Source organism: Streptomyces sp. MUSC 14 (assembly GCF_001866675.1).
In the GTDB taxonomy this organism is placed as follows: domain Bacteria; phylum Actinomycetota; class Actinomycetes; order Streptomycetales; family Streptomycetaceae; genus Streptomyces.
The window spans coordinates 1-23238 of the sequence record NZ_MLYN01000058.1 but is presented as its reverse complement, the minus strand read 5'-3'; the positions used below and the strand labels follow the sequence as shown (position 1 = coordinate 23238).

Sequence of the window (23238 nt, the reverse complement as noted above, 5' to 3'; positions counted from 1 at the left end):
GGGTGGGACAACGGGCTACGGAGCGGCGGCGCGGGCCGGGGGCTTGACGGTGACTTCCTTGGGCACCCACCCCACTGCGGCGGTGCTTGCGCCCGAACCGCCGCCTGAGCGCCGCGTCTCACGGTCATCTCCTGGAACGGAACTTCCCGTGGAATGCTAGGAGTTAGCAGTCCCAAGCGTACGAGCACAGGACAAGGCGGGGGCGGTCTTGGACCGGGATGTCTTCATTTCGTACAGCCACAGGAGTGACGTCGAGCTGGCTGCTGCGCTCGAGGAAGGGCTGCGCGGTGTGGGGCGCACTGCGTGGGGGTTCCGTCCCGGTGCGCGGGTGTTCCGGGACACCACGAGCCTTGCTGCCAGCAGCGACCTCGGCGGTGCCATCAAGGATGCTCTGGCGGGCTCACGTTATTTCATCTACCTGGCTTCCCCCGCGGCTGCCGAGTCCCGCTGGGTGCGCGAGGAAATCAGGTACTGGCGTGAGCACCACTCCATGGACACGTTTCTGATAGCTCTGAGCGATGGCCGCATCGAATGGGACGCTGCGCGCGAAGACTTCGACTGGCAGAGGACGACTGCGTTTCCGAGCGAGCTGAGCGGTGCGTTCCCCGAGGAGCCCCTGTGGGTGGACCTGCGGGAGAATCGCCAGGCCTCCGCCTACTCGATGGCACCCGGCAGCACGTTTCGGGACCGCGTGGTCACCCTCGCCGCGCCGCTGCACGACATGAGCAAGGACGAGCTTGACAGCAGAGACCTTCAACTTCAGCGCAGGGCCGCCCGAATCCGGCGGGCGCTGGTCACCGGCCTCTGCGTCTTCCTCGTCGCTGCGATCGTGGCGGGCCTTATCGCCTGGCAGCAGGCCAACGAGGCGATCAGGCAAAGGAACCTCGCACAGGAACGCGCCACCATCGCCACCGCGCGACTGCTGGCCGCGACCGCAGTCAAGGACTCCCCCGACGATGCTGCCCGCGCGCAGCTGTTGGCCAGCGAGGCCTACCGCCTGCGTCGTGAGCCGCAGACTGTGGCGGCGCTGTTCCAGACCGTGAACGACAACCCCGATCTGGTCCGCCAGCACACGCTCGCCGCGCCGGTCAGCTCCCTTGCGGCGTCGGCCGGCGGAATCACGCTCGTGGGCACCGCCGACGGCCGGTTGATTCGCTGGGATCCGGCCACAGACAGCAGCACCACGGCGCGTCTGGGCGACCTGCCGGTGACGAAGGTGGCGATCAGCGACAACGGCGCGGTGTCCGCGGCGACCGACGGCCGGCACGCGGTGATCTGGCACCCGGGCACGGCACCGATCCCTCTTCAAGACGAGCAGCCCGGACGGCTGGCGGTCTCACCGAAGGGCACGACGGTCGCGGTGCTGACCGTGCCCACACCCGGTGTCCAGGCCGGCCTGTCCACCTTCGACGCGTCGACCGGTACCCGGCGCCGTAGCACAGGGCTCTCGGACCAGTACTGGGACGGAGTCGGCATACCCGACGAGCAGACGGTCGCGGTGACCAGCGGCTCCGGCCGATGGCAACGCCTTAGAACTGCTGACCTGACCGTCACGGTTCGCCAGGAGGAACCGATGGCCCCACCCAGCAGGGGCATCTCCGCAACCTCGGACGACGGGTCCTTCACCGGCTTCCTGGCCGGCTGGGCGATGGTCTTCGACACAGCACGCGACCGGAAGGATCCGAACGGCTACTCCGCTGTCGACAGTTCATACACGCCGGACGTCCTCGCGATCCGCCGAGACGGCAAGCGGATCGCCTCGGGCGGCGGCGGACAGTTGTGGGTGTCCGACGTCAGCAAAGGCTCCAATGACAACCGCAGCGAGACAGAGCTGCTGGGCGCCGGTGGTGCGGAACACGTGGCGTTCATAGGCAGCTCGGACCGGCTCGTCACGGCCAAAGGCAGCACGTTGTCCCTGTGGAATCCCACCCAGCGCCCCAGGCTGCGGCTGAACGCCGACGGTCTGAAAGTCCCGGACACCCCCGCGTCCAGCAATCCCACCCAGATGGCCGTGTCACCCGATGGCCGGCGCGTCCTACTGGTCGGTGGATTCGGGGACGTGGTGCTGTACGACCTCCACGGCAGACCCAGCGCGGGCAGGGCCATCAGTAGCCCCGAGAAGGACGTCTTTCCCGCCTGGTTGCCTGACGGGACCCCGGCATTGATCGGGAAGGTCGGCTGCGGCCTTTACGCAGTCCGAGGCACCGGCACCCAGAGCCTGCTGAAGGGCCAGGGCGTGGCAAACGTCGCGGCGCGACTCACGCCCGACGGACGGGACCTGATCTGCGTCAGTGAATACGGCGGAATGACGGTACGCAGGGTGAACGATGCCATGTACGTCTACGACGCACCTGGTCTGGACAAGCCACTGACAGAATCGCCCGCCCCGGTAGGCCTGGCCGCGATCAGTGAGGATGGCCGATACGCGGCGTGGATCGCCGGACAGGACCACGGCGGAGGACAGCTGACCGTGGCGGACAGCAAGGAGCGCAGGACCATGACCGTGCCCGGCGTGTCGACGACGGTCGACTTCGCCGGTGACCGAATGCTTGTCTCACACCCTGACAGTTCGTTGGACGTCCGGGAGCCTTCCGGAACGCTGATCCGCACCATCCGCATCGGCTTCGCGATGGCTCGCCCTTCGAGCTGGATACCTGGCACGCCATTCATCGGTCAGATCCGCGACGACGGCACGGTAGTCGTGATCGACATCGACTCCGGGACGATATTGGGAACGCTGCAGTTGCCAGGCCACGCAGGCACGTGGGCCACGGCCCCTTGGGAGGCCACCGCCATCGCCGGAGCAGGCTCGACCGGCGAGTTGCTGACAGCGACCCCTGCCGGATCCGTGGTCCGATGGGCGGCCACCGAACGGTCCTGGCTCGACATCGCCTGCCGGTTCGCCGGCCGAGATCTGCAGCCCGAAGAGTGGCGGGAGGTAACCGGGTTCAATCCCCCGGGGAACCTCAGCTGTCACAGGTGAGTCGTCAGGGGAGCCCTGTTCAGCATGGAGACAACGACAGGCATGTCGCCGCCGCCGATCGAGGCGACCAGGTGCCAGCCGAGCGCCAGAGCCAGCACCGTCACAGTGATCATCAGCGGCAGGTTCGAGCTGATCGTGAACCAGACGGTCCGTACGACGGACGCGGCGAGTGCGCCGAGGTTCAGCGCGTTCTTGCCGGGCAGCCTCAGCGGACGGGACTCGATGCGCGCCGAGAGCTTCAGGAACGCGACGATCAGGCCGGTGAACGTGACTACCGGCGCTCGCCGCACCCGCTACGCAGGACTGTGGAAGCCCGCCCTCACACATCCTCACAGCCACTGCCATCAACCTCATCCGCATCGACGCCTGGTGGACCGGGCAACCACTCGCCCCCACCCGGACATCACACCTCGCTGCCCACGACCTTGCCGCATAAGCAATTGGGCAACGGGGTCCGTCGATGTACTCGAAGAGCGCGAGGTTGCCGAAGGCGACCAGCCGGGCGGGTGATGCGTGGACGGCGGTGAGCGCAATCGATGCCACGGCAGACGGCGGGCCCTGACCCGAGCCGGCGCACCGGGCAGGGTTCTTACGGCCAGGCGCAGGTACCCGTGTCAGTTTCGCCGCCTTTGCCTGGAGTGGTCGCGGTAACGGTCAAGGCATCACTCTTGCCGGGGAGTTGGCCCTGGGGAACCTGCAGGACGTTGCCGTGTGCCGTCCAGTGGCCGCCTGTGGCCGGGTCGGCCAGGCGCGTGGTCGTGGCGGTTGCCGGGCCGATGACGACGATGCCGGTGGTGCTCTTGAGGCAGCCGACGCGGGCTGTGGTGTCGGGTGTGATGCTGTCGTCGTAGTTGGACACGACCGTGTTGAACACGGCTGTCTTGTGGACGCCGACCTCGATCATGCCGTCGCGGATGTTCGCGTCGTAGTCCTGTCCGCTGGGGTAGGACACCTCCTGGTCGAACACGGCCACCTCGTTCCCGCCCGCGGGGGTGCCGCGCCACAGTGGCCGCCAAATGACCTCCGAGGCAGGGTTGGACCTGTTCATGCCCGGGCCCTCGCACAGCAGCGCCCCCGCCATCCGGCGGATGTACTCCTGGTCCAGAGGTGCGGCGTCGGACGCGTCGTACGGTTGACCGGCCTTGGCCAGGTAGGTCAGGCGCACGGCGTACGGCCAGCCCGGGCGGTAGACGAACGTTTCGGTCTTCCTCCCGCCCTCGGCGAGGGTGTCGTCGGCCTGGATCAGCGCTCCGTAGCCGCAGTGGCCCTGGGCGTCCACGAGATCGGAGCTGCCGACGGCCGCTTTGAAGTCCGGTATGGGCGCCGTGAGTCCGTCGGTGACCTTCAGCGGCCGCCAGGTGGCGTCCTTGCCGCTGATGCCCTCGACCCGGACATTGGCCAGCCACGGCGGTACCGCGAGTGGGAAGGGTTCGCCGGAATCGAGGTTCCAGTTCAGCGCCAGGGGCGGGCTCTCCAGCGTCGAGCTGTCCCAGGGTCTGGGCGCACTGTAGACGGCCTTCACCGACACGTTCCCCGTGGCGTAGCGCAGCAGCTGACCCCCGCTGCTGACAAGGGTGACCCGCGGAAGGCCCGGGACAGTGCCGGAGAACAGAACCTGGCCCGAGGGCTTTTCCAAGCCGTAGTACGGCGCGCTGCGGCTGTCCTGTCCCCGCACGATGAGCTGGGAGTGCGGGCCGTAGCCGCCGGAGAGCCACACCTCCATCGCGGCATGACCCGGCCCCCGGTCACCGGCTCGGTTGCCGAGCGTCGGCCAGCCCTTGTCCTTCCAGTCCTTCATGTGCGTCCCGGTGACAGTGACCGGTTGGGAGGCAGCGACGGCCGGCGTGTACGTGAGGTCGGGCGGCGCGGCGAACCAACCGCCGGCGAACGCCCCCGCCGCTGCCGTCGCTGCCGCAGCAGCGCTCCACCGCGGATGCCGACGCCACCACGAAGCGCCCCCGGACGACCTGGCGCCCTTGGAACCGGCCTCCTGGGAGCCGGCACTGGCGAAACCGGCACCTTCGGTGCCCGGGCCGGCCTCATCCTGTGACGAGCTCGCGGAACCGGCGCCCCCGACGTCGGCTACGACCGGCCCTGCCTCGACCGACTCCTGCCTCTTCGGCTGCGATCCGGAGTTGCCGGAGTCAGCTGGTCCACCCGCTCGCGATGGCCCGGGTTCCTGCTCGGACGCCGACGGCACATCGACCCCGTCCGACGAGTCACCCATCAGTTCGGCCTCCCCGTTGCCGCGCTACTGAAGCGATGGAAGATCGTACTCGCCCTCGTGGCCCCCGCTCACCGCGGACGTCCGGTCAGCAGGTCCCCGCGCGCGTCATACCGGCCCAGCAGCAGCGTAATCGGTAGTCAGGGATCGAGTGACACCGCAGATGACGGCCGCTGAGCGGTAAGGGGCGCGCGCCGGTCATCGACAGCCGTCGACCATCGACGCGCTCAGCCCTGGCAAGGCCGGCCGCGGGCATGTCGGCGGAGGTCTTGACACTCTGAGCGTCCAGCGCCCAGGCGCTCGGTTCGGCACGGCGGCCTCCGGCTTCATGCACCGGGCGTCGCAGCGGGGCGACCGGCTGGTCGAAGACGCGCTTCTTCTGCCAGACGGCGGAGCAGCCATAGCCCGTCTCCCGCGGTGCGAAGCCGTGCGGCAGGCAGCGCCAGGGGATCCCGGTGCGGTCGACGGGGAGGACGGCGTCCGCGATGCGGCGCACGTCGTGCTCGGGCGGGCGGCCGAGTCAGGGCCGTTGCCTCTGCGCTCGGCCCGCCAGGCGGTGAGCGTGGGACCGATCAGCTCCCGGCGGGCATCGAACGCCGGGGGGAAAGGATTCACGGTCCTGTGCCCTGAGAGGGAACGCCGCCGTGAAACCCGCCCCCGGTGATTGCGGACGATGGCCTGCCCCCGACCCGAATTTCAGCTTGCGACAGTACGGATGCGCTCCGCATCCAGTACCCGTCGCCTCCTCCAAGTGCCGCTCACCGCCACCCGCCCGCCCGGCATCACCACGATTCCAGTGGTGTCGTCGCGGTGCGTTCGGCGATCTCAAGGGCGAGGCGGAGGGTGTTGCCGGACCCGGCCGATCAAGCTGCCGGCTCCCGCTCGCCCGAGCGCCTCACGGCCGGTCGGCAAGGGCTGCGTCGGCTTCATGCCTCTCAGACAGGCACCCAATGCGACAGCGAGAGCGGCAGCGCCGTAGGCCCATGCCTGCAAAGGGAACCCGGGCAACAGCCGCCCGGCGAGGTAGAGGACGGTGCCGGCCGCTGTGACGGCGAGCCACTCCCAGCGCCCGTCCAGGGCTGCGAGGGCGATGACGAGGAGGGAGTACCAGGGGTAGTTGGGTGAGAACAGCAGCAGGGCCGTGCCGGTCACCAGGAGGGCACCGCTCCAGGGGCGTGCCGGGTCGCCGCGCCACCATACGAACAGGGCCGTCAGGGCGAGCAGGACGACGGCGGCGATTCCGGCGGCCGAGTCCGGCAGGATCAGCCGTAGCAAGGCGAAGCGGCGTACGCTGCCGGGTTCGTAGCCCTCTTCGTTCAGGTAGCCGGGGAGATAGCCGAGGACGCTGGTGCCGGAGGCCAGGACGTAGGGCAGGTAGGAGAGCGCGACCGCGCCGAGGGCAGCCGCCGTCACGCTTGCGATGCGTCGTGCGCTGCGCTGTCCGGACAGGGCGCCGGGCAGCGCCAGCACGGGCAGCAGTTTGACCGCGATGGCCGCGCCGAGCAGGGCGCCGCGGCGCGCCCCGGCTCTGGCGGTGCCGAGTGCCAGCACGGTGAGCAGGACGCCGAGGGTGTCGATGTGGGCGTTGTTGACGGCTTCGAAAGGGACGGCCGGGCACCAGCCCCACAGGGCCGCCCTGGCAGGGGCCCGTTGCGGGTCGCCGCGTCGCCGCAGGACGGCGAGCAGGGCGATGGTGGTGCCGAACGCCAGGACCGCGCCGCCCACTTGGAGCGGCTTGTGACGAGTACCGGGTGGCGAGAGGGTGTGGACGGCGAGGAACCAGCCCTCCGCGACGGGCGGGTAGATCGTCGGCACGCCGGGCCGGTTGATGCGGACGCACGCGCCGCTGTCGGTGCGCCTCAGTCCCCAGCCGTCGCAGGCTCCATGGGTGGGGAAGAGCCACTCGTCCCGCAGAGGGGCGAGTTGGGGGGCGGCCGGCGGGTGGGCGTAGGGAGAGATACCGGCCGCCTGCACGCGGCCGTCCCAGGCGTAGCGGTACATGTCGTCGCTGGTGCGGGGCGGTGCCGCCAGGCCGGACAGCGCGACGGCGGCGGAGCCCGCGAGCACCAGGAAGGTCGCTGCGCGCGCGGGGAGTTTGCGCACGGTCCAGACCCCGGCGGCGAACAGTGCCCAGGCGATGGCGTATCCCACGAGCAGGCGGCCCGGGGCGCTCTGGTTGTCGCCGGCGTGGAGGGTGCCGACGACAACGGCGCTGAGTGCGACGAGCACCGCCGCGACCAGGGTGGTACGCGTACGGCCGCTGCGGCGGTTCACCGGCTCTGCGGGGTGGTCGGGCAACGGCTCGGCGGGCCGGGGAGCCGACCGGCGCGTGGGGGCGCTGTCGGTCATGAGCGGTGGGGCCTTTCGCTGATCGAGGGCTGCGCGTCCGGTTGTTTCGCGCACCGGCGCCGTAGTTCTGCGAACGGGCGCCCTTCGGCCGTCCACCTGCCGGTCAGGATCCAGCCTGCGGAGTCTGCAGCCTTCACGAGTGCGGTGGTGCCGAGCCTGGCCCAGGGGAAGGGCCGTCCGTGGTGGCCGTGGGCGTCCTCGACGCGCACGGTGAGGCGCTGGTCCACGTCCTGCCGGGCGGCTTCGGCCAGCAGGAGCCCGCCGGGGGCGACGAGTTCGCGCATGCGGCGGAGCAGGGCGACGGGATCGCCGCCGATGCCGATGTTGCCGTCCATCAGCAGCACGGTGCCCCAGCGGCCTTCGCCCGGGAGGCGGTCGAAGGCCGAGCGCTGGATGGCGGCGCCGCCACTGCGCCGGGTGCGCTTCACGGCGTCCCGGCTGAGGTCCACGCCGAGCGCCGGTACGCCGCGGGCGGCCAGTGCGGCCACCATGCGACCCGGTCCGCATCCCACGTCCAGGACGGAGCCCGTACATCGGCGCAGCACGCTCGTGTCCGCCGCGTCGGGAGGTGCACACCAGCGCTCCACGGCCAGCGGCAGCGTGTGCTCCTCGTCGAAGCCGTCGGGGTGATCAGGGTGTGGCAGGCGGCGCAGGAACAGCGGGCCGCGCCCGGTGCGCAGAGCGTGGGCATAGGGATCGTCGATCCACGGTGCGCCCGGTTCCACGGGCGCGGCGGGGCGGGCGGGGAGCTTCGGCATACGCTTCCTGGCCCTGACCGCGGTCGGGTTCTGCGCCCGGGGCTCCGTCGCGGCCGGTTCCGGCCGCTCGGCCACGGCGGAGTCGATACCGACCGCCGTCCCGCTCATCGGACCACCTCTGCCATCGAGTTGAGGGCGGCGGCGAAGCGGGAGCCGCGTGCGCAGAAGGCGGCGACCGCGGCGGCGTCGGCTGCGGTGTCCACGTCACGCAGTACCGGCAGGTCGTTCACGGCCAGTCCTGCCTCGGCCAGGCGGATGCGCTGGATCGCGCCCGTACGGTCCGTCGACATCGGCACCCCGCGGACCAGGGCACCGGCCCGGGCGGGATCGGCGAGGCCCAGCGCCCAGAACCCGCCGTCCGCGGCCGGACCGAACCAGGCGTCGTGGCCGTCGCGGCCGGCTCCGGCGATCATGTCGGCGGTCAGTTGCGGGGTGTCCATGCCGACCAGGAGCGTCGGGCCGGCACAGTGGGCGAAGGCGGCGACGATCCGCTCGTCCAGGTCGCCGGGGCTCTGGGGTACGACGTCGTAGCCGGGCGGCAGCCAGGGGCCAGGGGTGCCGTCGAGCGCGAGGACGCGGCGGCGTGCGGGGGCTTGCAGCAGGGTGTGGAGCGTGTCGGTGAGGGCGGCCTCGGCGAGGGTGGCCGCTTCCCGGGGGGTGTAGGGCGGGGTGAGCCGGGTCTTGACGCGGCCGGGCACGGGTTCCTTGGCGATCACCAGCAGGGTCACCGGGGGCAGGGTGTTCATCGTCCGCCTCCCCGCACGCCGGCGACGGCGGTCGTGGTGGCGGGCGTCTCGGCGAGCACGGCGCGCATGTCGTGCACCGCCTGCCAGGTGCCCCGCCAGGTGCCGGTGACCTTGGAGCGGCCGGTGCGCGGGTGGTAGGGCACCTCCGTCTCGCGCACCCGCCAGCCGGCGTCGGCGCCGCGCACCACCATCTGCAGCGGGTAGCCGGAGCGCCGGTCGGTCAGGTCCAGGGCGAGCAGCGCCTCGCGGCGGACGGCGCGCATCGGGCCGAGATCGTGCAGGCGCACCCCGGTGCGCCTGCGGATGAGCCGGGCCAGCTCCAGGTTGGCCAGGCGGGCGTGCACGGGCCACGCTTTGGGAGACGTGGGGCGCCGCCGGCCCAGCACCAGATCAGCGGTGCCGCCGAGCACGGGTGCGGCGATGTCCGGCAGCAGGGCGGGGTCGAGGGAGGCGTCGCAGTCGCAGAAGCACACGACGTCGGCGGTCGCGGCCATGGCGCCGGCGTGGCATGCGGCGCCGAAGCCGCGCACCGGCTCTGTCACCACCTGGGCGCCGAGTGCGCGGGCGATGTCCGCTGAGCCGTCGGTGGAGCCGTTGTCGACCACGATGGCGCGCCAGCCGGGCGGGATCCGGTCGAGCACCCACGGCAGGGCCTCGGCCTCGTCCAGACAGGGCAGCACCACGTCGACCCGGGTGGGAGAGGAGGGGGAAGTCTCGGTCACCCCACTCACCCTACGAACACAAAAGGGACGTAAGGGACTTGGCGTCCTTACGGATCTCTGACGTCGGTGGCAGTCCTTACGGATCTCTGACGTCCGCCACCACTCCCCCTGACAGCCGCGGGGCGGTGTGAGACTCGATACCGTGAAACGCGTACTCGTCGTGGACGACGACCCGACCGTCTCCGAGGTCGTCGCCGGATATCTGACCCGGGCGGGCTTCGACGTCGATGTGGCCGCCGACGGCCCGTCCGCCGTGGCCAGGGCCATGGCACAGCCGCCGGAACTGGTGGTGCTGGACCTGATGCTGCCCGGCATGGACGGGCTGGAGGTCTGCCGCCGTATCCGCGAGACCGGTCCGCTGCCCGTGATCATGCTGACGGCGCGGGGTGACGAGGAGGACCGCATCCTCGGCCTGGAGGTCGGGGCCGACGACTATGTCACCAAGCCTTTCAGTCCGAGGGAGCTGGTCCTGCGGGTGGAGTCGGTACTGCGCCGTGCGGGAGTGCTGGCGGCGGTGCGGAGCACACCGTCCGTACCGCGCCTGACCGGACTGCGGGCCGGACCGCTCGCTGTGGACCCCACGGCTCGCCGTGCCACCCGCGATGGCCGGGAACTCGCCCTGACCATCAGGGAGTTCGACCTGCTGGAGTTCTTCCTGCGCCATCCCGGGCGGGCCACCAGCCGGGAGGAACTGATGCGTCGTGTGTGGGGCTGGGAGTTCGGCGACCTGTCCACCGTCACCGTCCATGTACGGCGGCTGCGCGAGAAGATCGAGGACGACCCGGCCCGCCCGCGGCTGATCAACACCGTGTGGGGCGTCGGCTACCGCTTCGATGTGCCTGCGGCGAGCGGGGCGGACGATGCTGCGTGACACCTTCCTGATCGCCCTGTACGCGGCGATCGGCGCGGGCGCCGCCGGACTGCTCGGTGTGGCCGCCCTGAGGCTGCTGCGCAACCGCTCGGTCGCGCTGTCGCTGACCGTGGTCGCCGTCGTCGCCGTGGCGGCGATGCTCGCCGGGACCATGCTCGTGTCGTGGGCGATGCTGCTGTCGGATCACGACCTGTGGGTCGTCACCATGGTGTGCTCCATAGCGGCGGTCGTCTCCCTCGCGGTGGCGCTCGTCCTGGGCCGCAGCGTCGTCAAGGGCAGCCAGGCACTCGCCGAGGCCACCCGCGCCCTCGGTGACGAGGGCCGCTTCACTCCGCCCAGCACCGCCCCAACGGCCGAACTGGCCCAACTGGTCCGGGAGTTGGACGCGACCAGTGGGAAGCTGGCCGCCTCCAGGGAGCGCGAGCGGGCCTTGGAGGAGTCCCGACGGGAGCTTGTCGCCTGGATCTCCCACGACCTGCGTACCCCGCTCGCCGGGCTGCAGGCGATGACCGAGGCGCTGGAGGACGGCATGGTCGACGATCCGGGCGTCTACCACGCCCGGATCCGCACGGAGGTCGAGCGGCTCAGCGAGATGGTCGGCGACCTGTTCGAACTCTCCCGCATCCAGGCCGGCGTACTCGCCCTGAACACAGCCCGCATGTCGGTCTACGACCTCGTCGGCGACGCGATCGCGGGCGCAGACGCCCTCGCCAGGGAACACGGCGTACGGATCATCGGCGACGGAGTCGAACCGGTGCCGATCGAGGTCGACGGCCGCGAGATGTCCCGCGTCCTGGCCAACCTTCTCGTCAACGCCATCCACCGCACGCCCACCGACGGAACGGTCGCCGTCTCCGCCCGGGAGGAGGGCGGCAGCGTCGTCGTCTCGGTGACCGACGGCTGCGGCGGCATCCCGTCCGAGGACCTGCCCCGCGTCTTCGACACCGGCTGGCGCGGCACCGACGCCCGCACCCCGCCCGCCGGTGCGGGCCTGGGACTGGCCATCGTGCGGGGCATCGTCGAGGCCCACAGCGGCCGGGCCGCCGTCCACAACGTTCCCGGCGGCTGCCGCTTCGAGGTCCGCCTGCCGACAGCCGCCTGAGTCCGCTGTCCGGTCCGGAGAAGGGCCGCCCCCGTGGAAGTACAGGGATGGCCCCTCCGGGCTGACACGGGGAAGGCTCAGCCCGCCCGCAGCGCAGCCCCCGCGAACTCCGCCATTCCCTCGGCGAAGCCCACCACCGGCTTCCAGCCCAGCTCCTCGCAGAGCCTGCGCGAGGAGGCGGTGATGTGACGGACGTCGCCGAGCCGGTACTCCCCGGTGACGACGGGTGCGTCGCCGCCGTGTGCCACGGCAAGCGCGGAGGCCATCTCCCCCACCGTGTGCGGGTCGCCGCTGCCGACGTTGTACGCCCGCAGCCCGCCCTCCGGCAGAGCGGGCAGCCCTTCCATGGCCGTGAGGTTGGCCCCCGCGACGTCCCGCACGTGCACGAAGTCCCGGCGCTGACCGCCGTCCTCGAACACACGTGGTGCCTCACCGCGTGCGAGCGCGGACCGGAACAAAGAGGCGACTCCCGCGTACGGGGTGTCCCGCGGCATGCCGGGTCCGTACACGTTGTGGTAGCGAAGCGCCGCCACCCTTCCACCGGTCGCCCGTGCCCACGACGCGGCCAGGTGCTCCTGGGCGAGCTTGGTGGCCGCGTAGACGTTGCGCGGATCGGTCGGCGCCTCCTCCCCCACCAGCCCGGCGGACAGGGGCTCGCCACAGTGCGGGCACGGCGGTTCGAAACGGCCCGCGTCCAGCTCGACGATCCGTCGCGGCCCCGGCCGCACGACGCCGTGCCGGGCACACTCGTAGCGGCCCTCGCCGTAGACCACCATGGAACTCGCCAGCACGAGCCGGCGTACCCCGGCCGCAGCCATGCCCGCCAGCAGCACGGCCGTGCCGAGGTCGTTGCAGCCGACGTAGTCGGGCGCGTCCGCGAAGTCCTTGCCGAGCCCGACCATGGCCGCCTGATGGCAGACGGCGTCCACGCCCCGCAGAGCGTCCACCACCGCGCCCCTGTCGCGCACATCCGCGTGGCGCCACTCGACACCATCAGGAACGGGCGGCGGCGTACGGTGAGCGGCGGGCAGGAGCGCGTCGAGCACGCGTACCTCGTGCCCGGCACTGGTGAAAGCGCTGACGATGTGCGAGCCGATGAAGCCCGCACCTCCGGTGACCAGGATCAACATGCTCCGACGCTAAGCCTTGCTATGTGTCTGCGGATGCCTGGACGCAGAACCGTCAGGGGTTCGTAAGCCTTCCGGAACGGCCGGACGCCGCCGCGCTCAGGAGACCGAAGCCCACGGCGAACGCGAGCATGGTGAACACACCACGGGGCCAGAAGATGTGACTGTCGAGGAACGACCAGCACGCCCCCAGTACCACCACGGCCCCGGGCAGCACCCGGACGCCGTGGCGCCGCAGCAGCACCGCGCCGGTGGCGAGAGCGGCGACTGTCAGCGCGTACACCCCTGCCCGGCCCAACTCGTCACCGGTCGAGAACAGCCACCCCACCGCCCCATGCGCCCCATGGCTCGCCACCGTCCCGGCAGAGACACCGGCCACCGCGTCCAGCCCCGAATAGTAGGCCGCGTAACCGAGACACCCTGCCCAGGCCACCACGGTGAGTGCACCGTCGAGGTCACCCGCTGGTCTGCCCCACAGCGGCACCAGCAGGCCGAGCGCCAGCAGGGGGAAGGCGGGAAGCAGAGCGACATGCAGCGCCGTCCAGTGAGCGGCCGTCGACGCGGTGAGATGCCGCGGGTGGGCCAGGCCCGCCACAGCCAGGAACAGGGGCGGAGCCGTTACGAGGACCACCGTACGAAGAGTGCGCATGGCGCCACCGTAGGAATGCCCTACGCCAGGCGGGGCCCGTGCCGGCGGTGCGTAAGACACCCGTAAGACGCCGCTGTTACGAAGGTGGACGCCGTCGGCTGCGACGGACCTCCTTCGCCACCACCAACAGGGCCGTGAACGTGGCCACGGCCACCAGGGTCAGCAGCCAGTTGCGCGGGTAGTCGAGGGGCAGCACCGTCGAGTTGGCCCGCGGCCCCGGCCGCAGCAGCACCGGAAGCGCCACCGCGGTCAGAGCGCCCGCCACGAGCAGCGCCCCGCGGACCGGCCCCCGTACCCCACCACGGACCAGCACCAGCCCGAGCAACAGCACCACCGGCGCGACCAGCGCGTCGTGCAACACCACCGCCCCGCCGAGCCACTCCAGTACACCCATCAGCTCCTGCTGTCTGTCCAGCAGCAAGGACGCGCCGACGCCCATCAGCGCCAGCCCGGCGGCGCCCACCAGCAGTCGCAGCACCTTGACTCTCATGACAGCACCTCCAGTCGGCCGACCCACTTGGTCTGCAGTACGCCCGGACGGTTCGGAGCGATGAGGCGCACCGGGTATCCGTGGTCGGGCGACAGTTCCTCACCGTTCAGCCGCAGTGCGAGCAAGGTCAGCGGGTCCCGGGCGTGCTCGTGACCCATCTCGGAGACCCGGTATCCGCCCCGGGTCTGCAAGGACACCACCCGTACCCGCGCATGGACCGGGGCCCCCACCCGCTCCAGCAGGTCCACGACGCGCACACCTGTCCAGTGCGCCGACTTGCTCCAGCCCTCCACGCAGGCGATCGGCAGCTCGACCTCGTGCTGGGGCAGTGCGCGCAGCTCGTCCAACGTCAGTGTGCAGGACCGCGGTCCGGCGACGGTCAGGCGGTAGCGCTCGGCGTGGATCAGGCCGACCCCGGCCGCGGCGGCGGTCCGGTTGACCGGCAGGCCCTCGGGACCATGGTCAGGGTGGCGGGGTGCGAGGAGAGTCAGGTCCTTCAGCGGGGTGAAGGACTGCCCCACCGTGGTGATGGTGACCGCGCCGACCGCCGCTGCCACCGCGGCGAGCAGGGAGCGCCGATCCGGGGCATCCTCGGCCGGCAGGGACAGCGTGCCCGCCGAGCGACGGCTCCAGTGTGCCGCGATCTCAGGTGCCTTGACCGCGATGTGGAGCACCAGCGCTCCTGTCAGCAGCCAGGCCACGGCGTAGTGCACCTCCACGAAGGAGAAGGGCCACGGGTACCACTGGGCGGTGTTCAGCAGGCCGGTCGCCAGCTCGAAGAGGGCGGCCGCGACCAGGACAGCCACCGACACCCGTTCCAGGGCGTGCCGCACCGAGCGCACCGGGGGCCACTCGAACAGGCGGGGATACACCGTCCACAACTTGGCGAGCAGCAACGGGATCGCCGCGATACCGGACGCGACGTGGAGCCCCTGCGTGAACCGGTAGCCCCACACCGGACGGCTGGGCAGCTCGTTAGCGAGCCATCCCGGCGGATGCTGCATGAAGTGGCTGATCAAACCGGTGCAGAAACACACCACGAACGCCAGACCGAGCCACCGCCCGATCGAGGTCGCCGTGCGGGCGTCGTGCAGTCTGCCCTTGAACACAGGCGGAAGGAAACGCGATCTCATGCCTTCCATCCCACCCGGAGGAAGGCCGCCATGGAACGTCCGACCGCCTTACGGAACAGGGACGTCTCCCGGCCGCAGGGCACGCCGAACATCCACGGGACTCCACCCGTCGCAGTCCTGACCACCCGTGTGACAGGCACTTGGCGGAAGCCGGGCACCTGTCCGGCGTCCGCGCTTCGCACTTCGGCCGTCACGCCGTCCAGTACCTCGAAGCCTCCACGTGAGCCTTCAAGGAACACTTCCTGCGAGGCGGCCGGGCCGGTGCACAGCCTGGCGTGAGCAGGACGGTCACAGCGTGAGAACGCACACGCGTCGCTGCCCGGCCGGCGCCGGCCACGTGGCCGCGAAGTCGACCTCCGACTCCTCACCCGCAGCTTTCGGCCGATGAAGCGTGCCCTCCGGGAACCGCCGGGCCGCCGCAGCCTCCGCGCCAACGGCCGGCCTTCCCGCAGCGGTCCCGACCCCTGACCAGATCAGTGGGTACCCAAGTTGCCGAACTGTCGACTCCAACGATGGGCACCCGATCCGGGCGGCCGAATTCCTTTCGAGAGCATGACGTCTCCCGATGCCGTGATCTCGAACCGCGCCGGCGCGGCTAGCGTGCTGGGCATGACGAACGCGGAGATCGGTGTCATCGGCGGGTCCGGCTTCTACTCCTTCCTCGACGAGGTGACCGAGGTCGAGGTCGACACCCCGTACGGAGCACCCAGCGACTCCCTCTTCCTCGGCGCGATCGCCGGCCGACAGGTGGCCTTCCTCCCCCGCCACGGCCGCGGCCACCATCTGCCCCCGCACCGCATCAACTACCGTGCCAACCTGTGGGCGCTGCGCTCCGTCGGCGTACGTCAGGTTCTCGGCCCGTGCGCGGTGGGCGGACTGCGCCCGGAGTACGGGCCGGGCACACTGCTGATCCCCGACCAGCTGGTGGACCGCACAAAGACCCGGGTGCAGACGTACTTCGACGGGCTGCCGCTCCCGGACGGCACCGTGCCGAACGTGGTGCACGTGTCCCTGGCCGACCCGTACTGCCCCGCCGGACGGGCGGTCGCGCTCAAGGCCGCGTGCGGAAGGGACTGGATGCCGGTGGACGGCGGAGCTCTGGTCGTCGTCGAGGGGCCGCGGTTCTCCACCCGCGCAGAATCGTTGTGGCACCAGGCGCAGGGCTGGTCCGTGGTGGGCATGACCGGTCATCCCGAAGCCGCGCTCGCCCGTGAACTGGAGTTGTGCTACACCTCGTTGACCCTGGTCACGGACCTCGACGCGGGGGCGGAGACCGGGGAGGGCGTCTCGCACGGCGAGGTGCTGAAGGTCTTCGCGGCGAACGTGGAGCGGTTGCGGGGCGTGCTGTTCGACGCGGTGGCCGCGCTGCCCACCGCCGAGGAACGGGATTGCCTGTGCGTGAACGCGCTCGGCGGAATGAACCCGGGTTTCGAACTACCGTAGCCGCGGAGGGTTCGAAGGTGTCCCGATGGCGGGACGTCGTCCTACCCAGTCGGCCGGTATCGTACGTCCGGCTCGCCCCGCAGAGATGTCCCTGCCATCTGTTGCCGCGCGATTTCCAGGGCTCCGCGGACTGCAGCGAGTTATTGGCGGGTGAGATTCAAGAACAGCTCACACCGGCCGGCCGCGTGAAGCACGTCAGATGCAGCTCATCATGTGTGGCCACTGCGGTCGAATCACGCATTTCCCATGGCAGATCGGACGACACCGGCGCGCGAACCCGAGTCCTCCTCGCGCCCGACCGGAGAAACTCCGTTAGATATACGTAAGCGGTTGCGCTGGAATCACGGGCGGGTAGAACACATAGGCTGGCCATATGAGACTTCGATTCCTTGCCTTGAGCGCTGCCTGCGTCACCGCCCTTGGGGCGACCTCCGCGTGCTCTGCCGCGTCACGTCACGCCCGCACAACCACAAATGCACCCCCGGCCGCCCCCCGGACAACAGCAATACCGACCGGTCCGTTCACGCTAGGACGAGGACAAGGCTTCAACTTCTCGGGTTCCTTCGAGTCCCTGATGTCCTGCGACAGCCCCCATGACTACTCGCCCGGGCTCACCATCGCGAATGTACCGGCGGGGACCGCCGAACTCGCCCTTTCCATGGTCGATGTCCAGGACAAGAAGATCCATTGGCTACAGGTGGGTATTCCGGCGGCGACCCGGGAGCTGAAGGCGCACCATCTGACACCCGGCGCGAGGGAACTCCTCAACGACCTCGGCGAGGCAACGTACGACGGGCCGTGCCCGCCCCCCAACAGCACCCACCAGTACCTGCTGACGCTGTACGCGTTCCACGACGCGCTGCCGAAATCCCTTGGCGACAACTCGTCTCCGAGCCGGACACTGACAGGACTTCGAAGCAGGTCGGATGCGACTGCCGTGCTCGTCGCGCCGTACACCAGGCGCTGACGCCCTGTGAGAGCCGCTCGAGGGCCTTTGAAGGGGTATCGTCCTCGAAGTGGTGTAGCGCTGTGGATTCCTGCACCACTTGACGGGACAGGACCTCAACCTTACAGGCGCGCTTCAGCAGATCGCGGTATCCCGGTGCGTTTCCACTCCCGAAACCACTCCCCGCGCAGAGCGACGACACCGGGGCTGCGGATCAGGCGGCGTAGTGGAGATGGCCGAACTGGGCATGCCCGTTGCCGGTACCGGGCCGCGGCGGCTGTCACCGGCGAACAGGGTGGTCTGGCCGGGGGGCTTCTGCTAGAGGTACGAGGAAAGGCGCCGGAACCGGCCTTTGCCCGTCAGGCGGATTGCGTCGGGCTCACTCACAGGTGAGCCCGGTTTGCACTTCAACTCCCAGTTCTCTCATCGCCATCCCCTTCTGACCAGCTCATCTGGACCCGTCACGGACCAGGACCCGTCTTCAGCCGGCACGGCGCCGCATTTCCGCTGGACGGCTGCCGGATTTCACTTCGTGGGGTGGCCGCGGACCGTGTCACGGAAGGCGATCGGGGCCTGTCCGGTGCGCTGGTGGAAGTAATTGCTGAAGTGGGTCGGGCTGGAGAAGCCGAGCTGGTCGGCGATGCGGGCGATGGTCCGGTCGCTGTGGGCCAGGAGGCGCTTGGCTTCGAGGACGACGCGACGGTCGATGAACTCCTTGGCGCCGAGGCCGGCGGTGGCGCGGGAGAGGGTGCGGGCCGAATAGCCGAGCACCTCGGCGCAGTCCTCGACCCGGCGGGTGCGGGTGAAGTCCTTCTCCACGGCGTCACGGAACCGCAGATAGCTGGCGTCGGGCTCGGTGAGGTGGGCCAGGCGCAGGACGAGGACGGCCAGCAGGTGGCGCAGGGCCGCGGTGTGGACCTCCAGGGGCAGGCGTCCTAGTACTACAGCCGGTGGTCTTACGGTGGGTGAGCGTGGGTGGTGCGGGTTCGGTAGTGCCTGGCGCGAGCTCGGGTTCCCTGGCGGGTACGCGGTGCCGCTGATGGGCCGGGGCAGCTCCGTCCACCCCGCGCCCGGCTTGCACACGGCGGGCGTGGGCACGCTCAGCGCCTTGGCGAGCTGGGACGCGAGTGTCATCCAGCGTCGTAGTGGTGGCGCGCGCTTTCGATCTCTCCATGGTGGTCCGTGACCCACTGGGCGAGCGCGTGGACGATGGTGCGCAGGCTCTCGCCCAGTGGCGTCAGTTGGTACTCGACGCGCGGGGGCACCTCGGCGTAGACGGTGCGGGAGACGACCCCGTCGCGTTCCAGGTGGCGCAGGGTGAGGGTGAGCATGCGCTGGGAGACGCCCGGAACCTGCTGGTGCAGGACGCCGAACCGCAAGGGACCGCGGCTGAGGAAGCCGATGACCAGGACCGACCACTTGTCGCCGATCCGGTCGAGGGTCTCCCGGAACCCTCGGCCGCCGTCCGGCCAGCTCTCGCACGGGTGGGGGGCATCGGCAGGCCAGGCGTCGCCCGGGTCCGGGGCGGCGGCACGGTCAGGATCAGTGGTGTGCTTTGCGTACATCAATGTGCCTTTTGTGAGGTCCTCGATGCAGCCCTATGGTGGGGCTACGCACAAATCGTAACCAAGCGAAGGAGTGACATGCCGGTCCAGCGTCTCAACCACGCCGTGCTCTACGTCCGAGACGTCGAACGCAGCGTCGCCTTCTACACTGACCTGCTGAGCTTCCGCACCGTCTTCCGTCTCCACGCCGACGGCGGCAAGGTGCTCGAGGGTGCGTTCCTGCAGGCCGAGGAGTCGACCAACGACCACGACCTGGCCTTCCTCCAGATCGAGGGCCCGACTTCCCCTCAGAGCCCGGGCCGACGTCCCGGGCTCGCGCACCTGGCGTGGGAGGTGGACACCCTGGCCGAGCTCCAGCAGATCCGCGGCAAGCTCCTGCAGGCAGGTGCGCTGGCCTACGAGACCGACCACGGCACCACCAAGTCGCTGTACGCCCGCGACCCGGACGGCCTGGAGTTCGAAGTGTGCTGGCTGGTGCCCGCCGACAGGATCAACGAGGTGAGCCGCGAAGCCTTCGCACCGTTCGACCTGGACGCGGTCATCGCACAATTCGGCGCCGACCTCCCAGGCGGTACCGGTATCTCCGCTCCGGCCCGCCACTGAACCAGCAAACGCCGTCTCTCAGCCCGGCCGGCCATCATGCCCGGCCCGCCGGGGCCCCTCTCAAGGGCCCACCCTGGCCCTCCCGACCCTGGAGTACCTGGCGGGGAAGTACGGGTGGGCCAGGCACAGGCGCGGGCCATGGAGAAGGGCACGGCGCGGCAAGCGGCGGCTGAGGGCCTGCCCTACGCGGTCGACCGGCCGGCCGGCAACACCCTTGACCTATCTGAAAGCCATGCAGGCCAAGTTGTTCAGCGTTGTTCAGCGCAACACGGACGCCTTCGAGCACGCCACCCTGGTCCGGCTCGGGGAGTCGCTGGGCATCCTCGGGGAGCAGATCCGTGAGGTGCCGACCGGGGACAAGTACGCCGACCGCGTGCGCGCCGACCAGGACCAGGCCGCGCGCCTGGCAGCGCGCGGAGTGCCGTTCATCGTCATTGACGGCCGCTACACCGTCCCCGGCGCGCAGGACAGCGACACCCCGCTCGACCTGCTGCGTACAGCCTGGGCCGACACCCACCCGGTAGCCCCGTCGCCGGCGACGCCCCGGTCTGCGGCCCGGACGGCTGCGCCGTCCCCGAACGCGCCTGACCTCCACGGCGCCTCCCCCTTCACCGACCTCTCCGGCGCGCGGCCTTCCGGCTTCGACGTCGGCATCATTCCTGAAAGGTCGTCATCCCCATGTCGTACCTGCTGCACATAGACGCCTCCTCACTCGGCGAAGCCTCCGTCTCCCGCAAGGTCGCCCAGTCCTTCCGAGCCGCGTGGCGCGGCCCGGTCGTCCACCGCGACCTCGCCGCCTCGCCCGTGCCCCACATCACCGCTGCGGGCGTCTCCGCCCGAGTCACAGACCGCGCCCGGCACACCCCGGAACAGGCCGAGGCCGCGGGGCTTCAGGACGAGCTCATCAACGAGTTCCTCGGCGCCGGGGCCTACCTGTTCACGGTGCCGCTGTACAACCTCTCCATGCCCTCGGTGTTCAAGGCGTGGCTGGACCAGATCATGGTCTCCGGCCGCACCTTCGGCTTCGCCGACGGCGCCCCCACAGCAGGCCGCCCGGCCGTAGTGATCTCCGCCCGCGGCGGCGGCTACGGCCCCGGCAGCCCCAACGAGGGCAAGGACTACCTGGTCCCCACGCTGGAGACCATCCTGGGCTGGTCCCACATGCTCGGACTCGACGTGACCACGGTGACCCCCGAGCTGACCATGGCGCCCGACGTCCCGGCAATGGCCGAGCTCGTCCCGCTTCACCAGACGTCCCTGGCCGCGGCCCACGAACAGGCCGTCCGGCTGGCGGAGGCCATCGCCAGCCGTGCCGCCTGAGCTCACCGCAAGCGGCCGGACGGGCCGGTCCCTACCCGGCCGGTCCGGCCGAGCCATACAGAGGGAAGGACCCTGATGCGTGCTCGAATCCGTCTGCCGACTGGTCGAGCACGCCAACCTGAAGGTGGCCCGCCCGCTTGCCGTCTGACAAAAGTCCGCGCTCCACTCACGCCCGCGGTGCCCGTGACCGTTCCGCAGCCTCCACCAGGCGCTCCAGCGCCTCGTCGGCAAGGAAGTAGGTGAACGGCACGCTGGCGTCCAGGGCGCGTTCCAGCATGCGACGGGCCAGCTCCGGCTTGGTCGCCACCGTGGTGGCCCGCTCGGGCGGGATGCCCTGCTCGGCGCAGCGCCGCTCGTGTTCGGTGGTGGTGCCGGCCCAGACGCGGCCGAGGTAGAGCTCGCGGTCGATCAGCGTGCGTCCCCGGCTGGAGCCGTAGGACAGGCACACGCTGACCTGGGCGTTCTCGATTCGGCCTGCCGTGCCGGTGTACTGCCGCTGGACCCCGGCGGTCTTGGTGCCCTTCTTGATATCGCCTGACTCGTCCGCGATCAGCACCGCATCGTCGGCTGCCAGAGCTGCGACCGCGTAGGCGCGGACCCGGTCGCGAAACTCGTCGGCGTCCCAGGCCGCCTTGGCGAGAAAACCCTGCAACCGGTCAGGATTGGGGTGACCGGCGAACTCGGCGAGCTGCCACATGTTCTTGCGTGGCACCTCGCTGAGCAGCCCACGCACCATCGCCCGCAGGTTCTCCCGCGAGGCCGGACGCGCGAACACATCGTCCACCGAGGCGCACAGCGCCTCCAACTCCCCATCCAGCGACCGGACGTCGGACTCACTCAACTCACCCGCCCACACCACGCCCAGCGGCAGCATCAGTCCCACGAACGGAGCAGCGAGGCACCCGCCGTCACGTCACGTGAACAACCGGCTGTAGTACTAGGGAGCTGCAGGACATCGGACCCATCCCAGACTTCTACTCCTTCCTCTTCTTCCACCATCGAGCCCGCCTCCGACAGCGACTGCGGCGTTTTCGAGGGCTGCAAGCCGAAGCCGCAGACGGCCTGCGAGATAGGGGACAGTGCCATGGGGAGCCCCGACACCTTCATCGGAGGGGAGCTGGTCCTGGAGGAGGCGCACTGCTCCGACAGACTGCAGAAGGCCTTCGGGTAGGCGAAGCGCAAAGTGGGTGAGGGAGTCTGGAGATCGATTGTGCCGCCAGGTCCGTGCGTGGCCCCGACACGGACTTTTCTAGCGGGCTCACGGTTGTCCGGTATCGGCGCGTGGGCACCAGGCGACAATCGCCGGACAACGGGCAACGCGGTGGCGCGACGGAGCCCTGCACGTCGGCGCAGGTCACCGCCGTGCAGGGCTGCGGCCCTCGCCGTCGATGGCGGCCTGCGCGCCGGCCTTCGCCTACTACCGCGACGCCGCCGAGTCCGCGCGCAAGAACCGCGCGGCACTCGAGCAACGGCGACTGACCGCGCCCGTCCTCGCAATCTGCAGCAGCCACGGCTCGATCCCGGACATGGCGGCCTCCATCAGCCCGTGGGCCGAGAACGTGACCGGCGCCATCGTGCCCGACGCCGGTCACTACATCCCCGAGGAGCAGCCCGAGGCCGTCGCCGCCGCCCTCACCGACTTCTTCAGCGGCCGTTAGTGCTCTAGCCTCGCGCTTTCACGAAGCGGGCTGTCCGGCAGGCGGTCAGGAAAGCAGAAAGTGCCTCTGACCAGCAAGAACAAGGATTGCCGAGGTCCTTGTTCCTGCCACCGCCGGAGGCACTTCCCAGGTGAAGCACTCTATCGGTTCCTATCCCCGCGTCCGTGTCCAGGACGACGGCCGCCGGGTCGGTCAAGACCGCCCACACCGTCCCCACGAACACCCAGGGAATCGACGCCGGCAAGAAAATCGTCGGCCGCAAACGCAGCATCGTCGTCGACACACTCGGCCTCTAACTCCTGGTCATGGTCACCGCTGCGAGCGTCTCCGACAACGAAGCGGGCAAGCAGCTGCTGACCCGAACCGCGGCCGCCCATCCCAGAATCAGCAAGGCATGGGTCGACACAGGCTACAAGAACCAAGCCGTCAAACACGGCGCGAGACTCGGCATTGATGTCCACGTCGTCCCCCGCAACACCCAGGTCAAGGGCTTCTCCGTCCTGCCCAGGCGATGGGTCGTGGAGATCTGTCAAGCACAGTGCACTCATG

General features: G+C 70.2%; 20 protein-coding genes and 4 pseudogenes. 10 read left to right on the top strand and 14 right to left on the bottom strand.

Features of this window, described 5'->3' with window-relative positions; translation table 11 throughout:
* Positions 1-208 precede the first annotated feature (208 nt).
* Positions 209-2983 carry a toll/interleukin-1 receptor domain-containing protein gene (locus BIV25_RS33730; protein WP_071376299.1) on the top strand — a complete coding sequence of 925 codons (2775 nt, stop codon included), beginning with the start codon at positions 209-211 and terminating at the stop codon, positions 2981-2983.
* Positions 2984-3000: 17 nt separating this feature from the next.
* Here BIV25_RS33730 and BIV25_RS33725 read toward each other — a convergent pair.
* The 7 genes and pseudogenes from BIV25_RS33725 to BIV25_RS33695 all read right to left on the bottom strand — a co-directional run.
* Positions 3001-3255: pseudogene (locus tag BIV25_RS33725) on the bottom strand (NAD(P)(+) transhydrogenase (Re/Si-specific) subunit beta); the annotation flags it as partial.
* Between the two features lie 317 nt (positions 3256-3572).
* A complete protein-coding gene (locus tag BIV25_RS33720; protein ID WP_071376297.1) occupies positions 3573-4781 on the bottom strand; it encodes a hypothetical protein in 1209 nt (402 codons plus the stop codon).
* 514 nt (positions 4782-5295) lie between these two features.
* Entirely contained in the window at positions 5296-5703 is a 408-nt protein-coding gene (locus tag BIV25_RS33715; protein WP_071376296.1) for a transposase, read from the bottom strand.
* A 329-nt stretch (positions 5704-6032) separates the two neighbouring features.
* Complete coding sequence (locus BIV25_RS33710; RefSeq protein WP_079177043.1) at positions 6033-7556, bottom strand: glycosyltransferase family 87 protein; 1524 nt, start codon at positions 7554-7556, stop codon at positions 6033-6035.
* Positions 7553-8422 (bottom strand): bifunctional 2-polyprenyl-6-hydroxyphenol methylase/3-demethylubiquinol 3-O-methyltransferase UbiG, encoded by an 870-nt coding sequence (locus BIV25_RS33705; RefSeq protein ID WP_071376295.1) that lies wholly within the window; start codon positions 8420-8422, stop codon positions 7553-7555. Before BIV25_RS33705 ends, BIV25_RS33710 begins: the two co-directional genes overlap by 4 nt.
* Positions 8419-9060, bottom strand: coding sequence for a DUF2064 domain-containing protein (locus BIV25_RS33700; RefSeq protein WP_071376294.1), 642 nt, complete (start codon positions 9058-9060; stop codon positions 8419-8421). The genes BIV25_RS33705 and BIV25_RS33700 overlap by 4 nt, the downstream gene beginning before the upstream one ends.
* Positions 9057-9782: a glycosyltransferase family 2 protein gene (locus tag BIV25_RS33695; protein ID WP_071376293.1), complete on the bottom strand. Its 726-nt coding sequence runs from the start codon at positions 9780-9782 to the stop codon at positions 9057-9059. Before BIV25_RS33695 ends, BIV25_RS33700 begins: the two co-directional genes overlap by 4 nt.
* Positions 9783-9924: 142 nt before the next feature.
* Between BIV25_RS33695 and BIV25_RS33690 the strand changes: the two genes are divergently transcribed.
* Together BIV25_RS33690 and BIV25_RS33685 are read left to right on the top strand one after the other, a co-directional pair.
* Positions 9925-10653: a response regulator transcription factor gene (locus BIV25_RS33690; RefSeq protein ID WP_071376292.1), complete on the top strand. Its 729-nt coding sequence runs from the start codon at positions 9925-9927 to the stop codon at positions 10651-10653.
* A complete protein-coding gene (locus tag BIV25_RS33685) occupies positions 10643-11755 on the top strand; it encodes a sensor histidine kinase KdpD (protein ID WP_107486454.1) in 1113 nt (370 codons plus the stop codon). Before BIV25_RS33690 ends, BIV25_RS33685 begins: the two co-directional genes overlap by 11 nt.
* A gap of 77 nt (positions 11756-11832) precedes the next feature.
* Here the strand turns inward: BIV25_RS33685 and BIV25_RS33680 are convergent, their stop codons facing one another.
* From BIV25_RS33680 to BIV25_RS33665, 4 genes are all read right to left on the bottom strand, one after another.
* Positions 11833-12885, bottom strand: coding sequence for an NAD(P)-dependent oxidoreductase (locus tag BIV25_RS33680; RefSeq protein ID WP_071376291.1), 1053 nt, complete (start codon positions 12883-12885; stop codon positions 11833-11835).
* Between the two features lie 52 nt (positions 12886-12937).
* Positions 12938-13531 (bottom strand): hypothetical protein, encoded by a 594-nt coding sequence (locus tag BIV25_RS33675; RefSeq protein ID WP_071376290.1) that lies wholly within the window; start codon positions 13529-13531, stop codon positions 12938-12940.
* Between the two features lie 76 nt (positions 13532-13607).
* Entirely contained in the window at positions 13608-14021 is a 414-nt protein-coding gene (locus BIV25_RS33670; protein ID WP_071376289.1) for a hypothetical protein, read from the bottom strand.
* Complete coding sequence (locus tag BIV25_RS33665) at positions 14018-15154, bottom strand: molybdopterin-dependent oxidoreductase (RefSeq protein WP_107486451.1); 1137 nt, start codon at positions 15152-15154, stop codon at positions 14018-14020. Before BIV25_RS33665 ends, BIV25_RS33670 begins: the two co-directional genes overlap by 4 nt.
* 609 nt (positions 15155-15763) lie before the next feature.
* Here BIV25_RS33665 and BIV25_RS33660 point away from each other — a divergent pair.
* Positions 15764-16597: an S-methyl-5'-thioadenosine phosphorylase gene (locus tag BIV25_RS33660; RefSeq protein ID WP_071376369.1), complete on the top strand. Its 834-nt coding sequence runs from the start codon at positions 15764-15766 to the stop codon at positions 16595-16597.
* Between the two features lie 574 nt (positions 16598-17171).
* Positions 17172-17564 (top strand): YbhB/YbcL family Raf kinase inhibitor-like protein, encoded by a 393-nt coding sequence (locus BIV25_RS33655; RefSeq protein ID WP_071376287.1) that lies wholly within the window; start codon positions 17172-17174, stop codon positions 17562-17564.
* A 504-nt stretch (positions 17565-18068) separates the two neighbouring features.
* Here BIV25_RS33655 and BIV25_RS33650 read toward each other — a convergent pair.
* Positions 18069-18482 (bottom strand): annotated as a pseudogene (locus BIV25_RS33650) (helix-turn-helix transcriptional regulator); the annotation flags it as partial.
* A 191-nt stretch (positions 18483-18673) separates the two neighbouring features.
* Positions 18674-19108 carry a helix-turn-helix domain-containing protein gene (locus BIV25_RS33645; protein WP_071376286.1) on the bottom strand — a complete coding sequence of 145 codons (435 nt, stop codon included), beginning with the start codon at positions 19106-19108 and terminating at the stop codon, positions 18674-18676.
* 78 nt (positions 19109-19186) lie between these two features.
* On the opposite strand from BIV25_RS33645, the gene BIV25_RS33640 reads away from it, so the two are divergent.
* The 3 genes from BIV25_RS33640 (at position 19187) to BIV25_RS33630 (ending at position 21031) form a co-directional block, all read left to right on the top strand.
* On the top strand, positions 19187-19711 hold the full coding sequence (locus BIV25_RS33640; RefSeq protein ID WP_071376285.1) for a VOC family protein: 525 nt from the start codon (positions 19187-19189) through the stop codon (positions 19709-19711).
* Between the two features lie 232 nt (positions 19712-19943).
* Complete coding sequence (locus tag BIV25_RS33635; RefSeq protein WP_071376284.1) at positions 19944-20411, top strand: DsbA family protein; 468 nt, start codon at positions 19944-19946, stop codon at positions 20409-20411.
* Positions 20390-21031 carry an FMN-dependent NADH-azoreductase gene (locus BIV25_RS33630; protein WP_071376283.1) on the top strand — a complete coding sequence of 214 codons (642 nt, stop codon included), beginning with the start codon at positions 20390-20392 and terminating at the stop codon, positions 21029-21031. The genes BIV25_RS33635 and BIV25_RS33630 overlap by 22 nt, the downstream gene beginning before the upstream one ends.
* 166 nt (positions 21032-21197) lie before the next feature.
* Here the strand turns inward: BIV25_RS33630 and BIV25_RS33625 are convergent, their stop codons facing one another.
* Positions 21198-21905 (bottom strand): transposase, encoded by a 708-nt coding sequence (locus BIV25_RS33625; protein ID WP_071376282.1) that lies wholly within the window; start codon positions 21903-21905, stop codon positions 21198-21200.
* Positions 21906-22400: 495 nt separating this feature from the next.
* On the opposite strand from BIV25_RS33625, the pseudogene BIV25_RS33620 reads away from it, so the two are divergent.
* Positions 22401-22689, top strand: a pseudogene (locus BIV25_RS33620) (alpha/beta fold hydrolase); the annotation flags it as partial.
* Positions 22690-22871: 182 nt separating this feature from the next.
* Positions 22872-23238 (top strand): annotated as a pseudogene (locus BIV25_RS52110) (transposase); the annotation flags it as partial.

Bases quoted from the DNA above. Each gene is read 5' to 3' on its own strand.
- BIV25_RS33645 (WP_071376286.1), bottom strand. From the start codon at position 19,108: ATGTACGCAAAGCACACCACTGATCCTGACCGTGCCGCCGCCCCGGAC.
- BIV25_RS33685 (WP_107486454.1), top strand. From the start codon at position 10,643: ATGCTGCGTGACACCTTCCTGATCGCCCTGTACGCGGCGATCGGCGCG.
- BIV25_RS33675 (WP_071376290.1), bottom strand. From the start codon at position 13,531: ATGCGCACTCTTCGTACGGTGGTCCTCGTAACGGCTCCGCCCCTGTTC.
- BIV25_RS33630 (WP_071376283.1), top strand. From the start codon at position 20,390: ATGTCGTACCTGCTGCACATAGACGCCTCCTCACTCGGCGAAGCCTCC.
- BIV25_RS33635 (WP_071376284.1), top strand. From the start codon at position 19,944: ATGCAGGCCAAGTTGTTCAGCGTTGTTCAGCGCAACACGGACGCCTTC.
- BIV25_RS33665 (WP_107486451.1), bottom strand. From the start codon at position 15,154: ATGAGATCGCGTTTCCTTCCGCCTGTGTTCAAGGGCAGACTGCACGAC.
- BIV25_RS33655 (WP_071376287.1), top strand. From the start codon at position 17,172: ATGTCCTGCGACAGCCCCCATGACTACTCGCCCGGGCTCACCATCGCG.
- BIV25_RS33710 (WP_079177043.1), bottom strand. From the start codon at position 7,556: ATGACCGACAGCGCCCCCACGCGCCGGTCGGCTCCCCGGCCCGCCGAG.
- BIV25_RS33640 (WP_071376285.1), top strand. From the start codon at position 19,187: ATGCCGGTCCAGCGTCTCAACCACGCCGTGCTCTACGTCCGAGACGTC.
- BIV25_RS33670 (WP_071376289.1), bottom strand. From the start codon at position 14,021: ATGAGAGTCAAGGTGCTGCGACTGCTGGTGGGCGCCGCCGGGCTGGCG.
- BIV25_RS33700 (WP_071376294.1), bottom strand. From the start codon at position 9,060: ATGAACACCCTGCCCCCGGTGACCCTGCTGGTGATCGCCAAGGAACCC.
- BIV25_RS33625 (WP_071376282.1), bottom strand. From the start codon at position 21,905: ATGCTGCCGCTGGGCGTGGTGTGGGCGGGTGAGTTGAGTGAGTCCGAC.
- BIV25_RS33705 (WP_071376295.1), bottom strand. From the start codon at position 8,422: ATGAGCGGGACGGCGGTCGGTATCGACTCCGCCGTGGCCGAGCGGCCG.
- BIV25_RS33680 (WP_071376291.1), bottom strand. From the start codon at position 12,885: ATGTTGATCCTGGTCACCGGAGGTGCGGGCTTCATCGGCTCGCACATC.
- BIV25_RS33660 (WP_071376369.1), top strand. From the start codon at position 15,764: ATGACGAACGCGGAGATCGGTGTCATCGGCGGGTCCGGCTTCTACTCC.
- BIV25_RS33720 (WP_071376297.1), bottom strand. From the start codon at position 4,781: ATGAAGGACTGGAAGGACAAGGGCTGGCCGACGCTCGGCAACCGAGCC.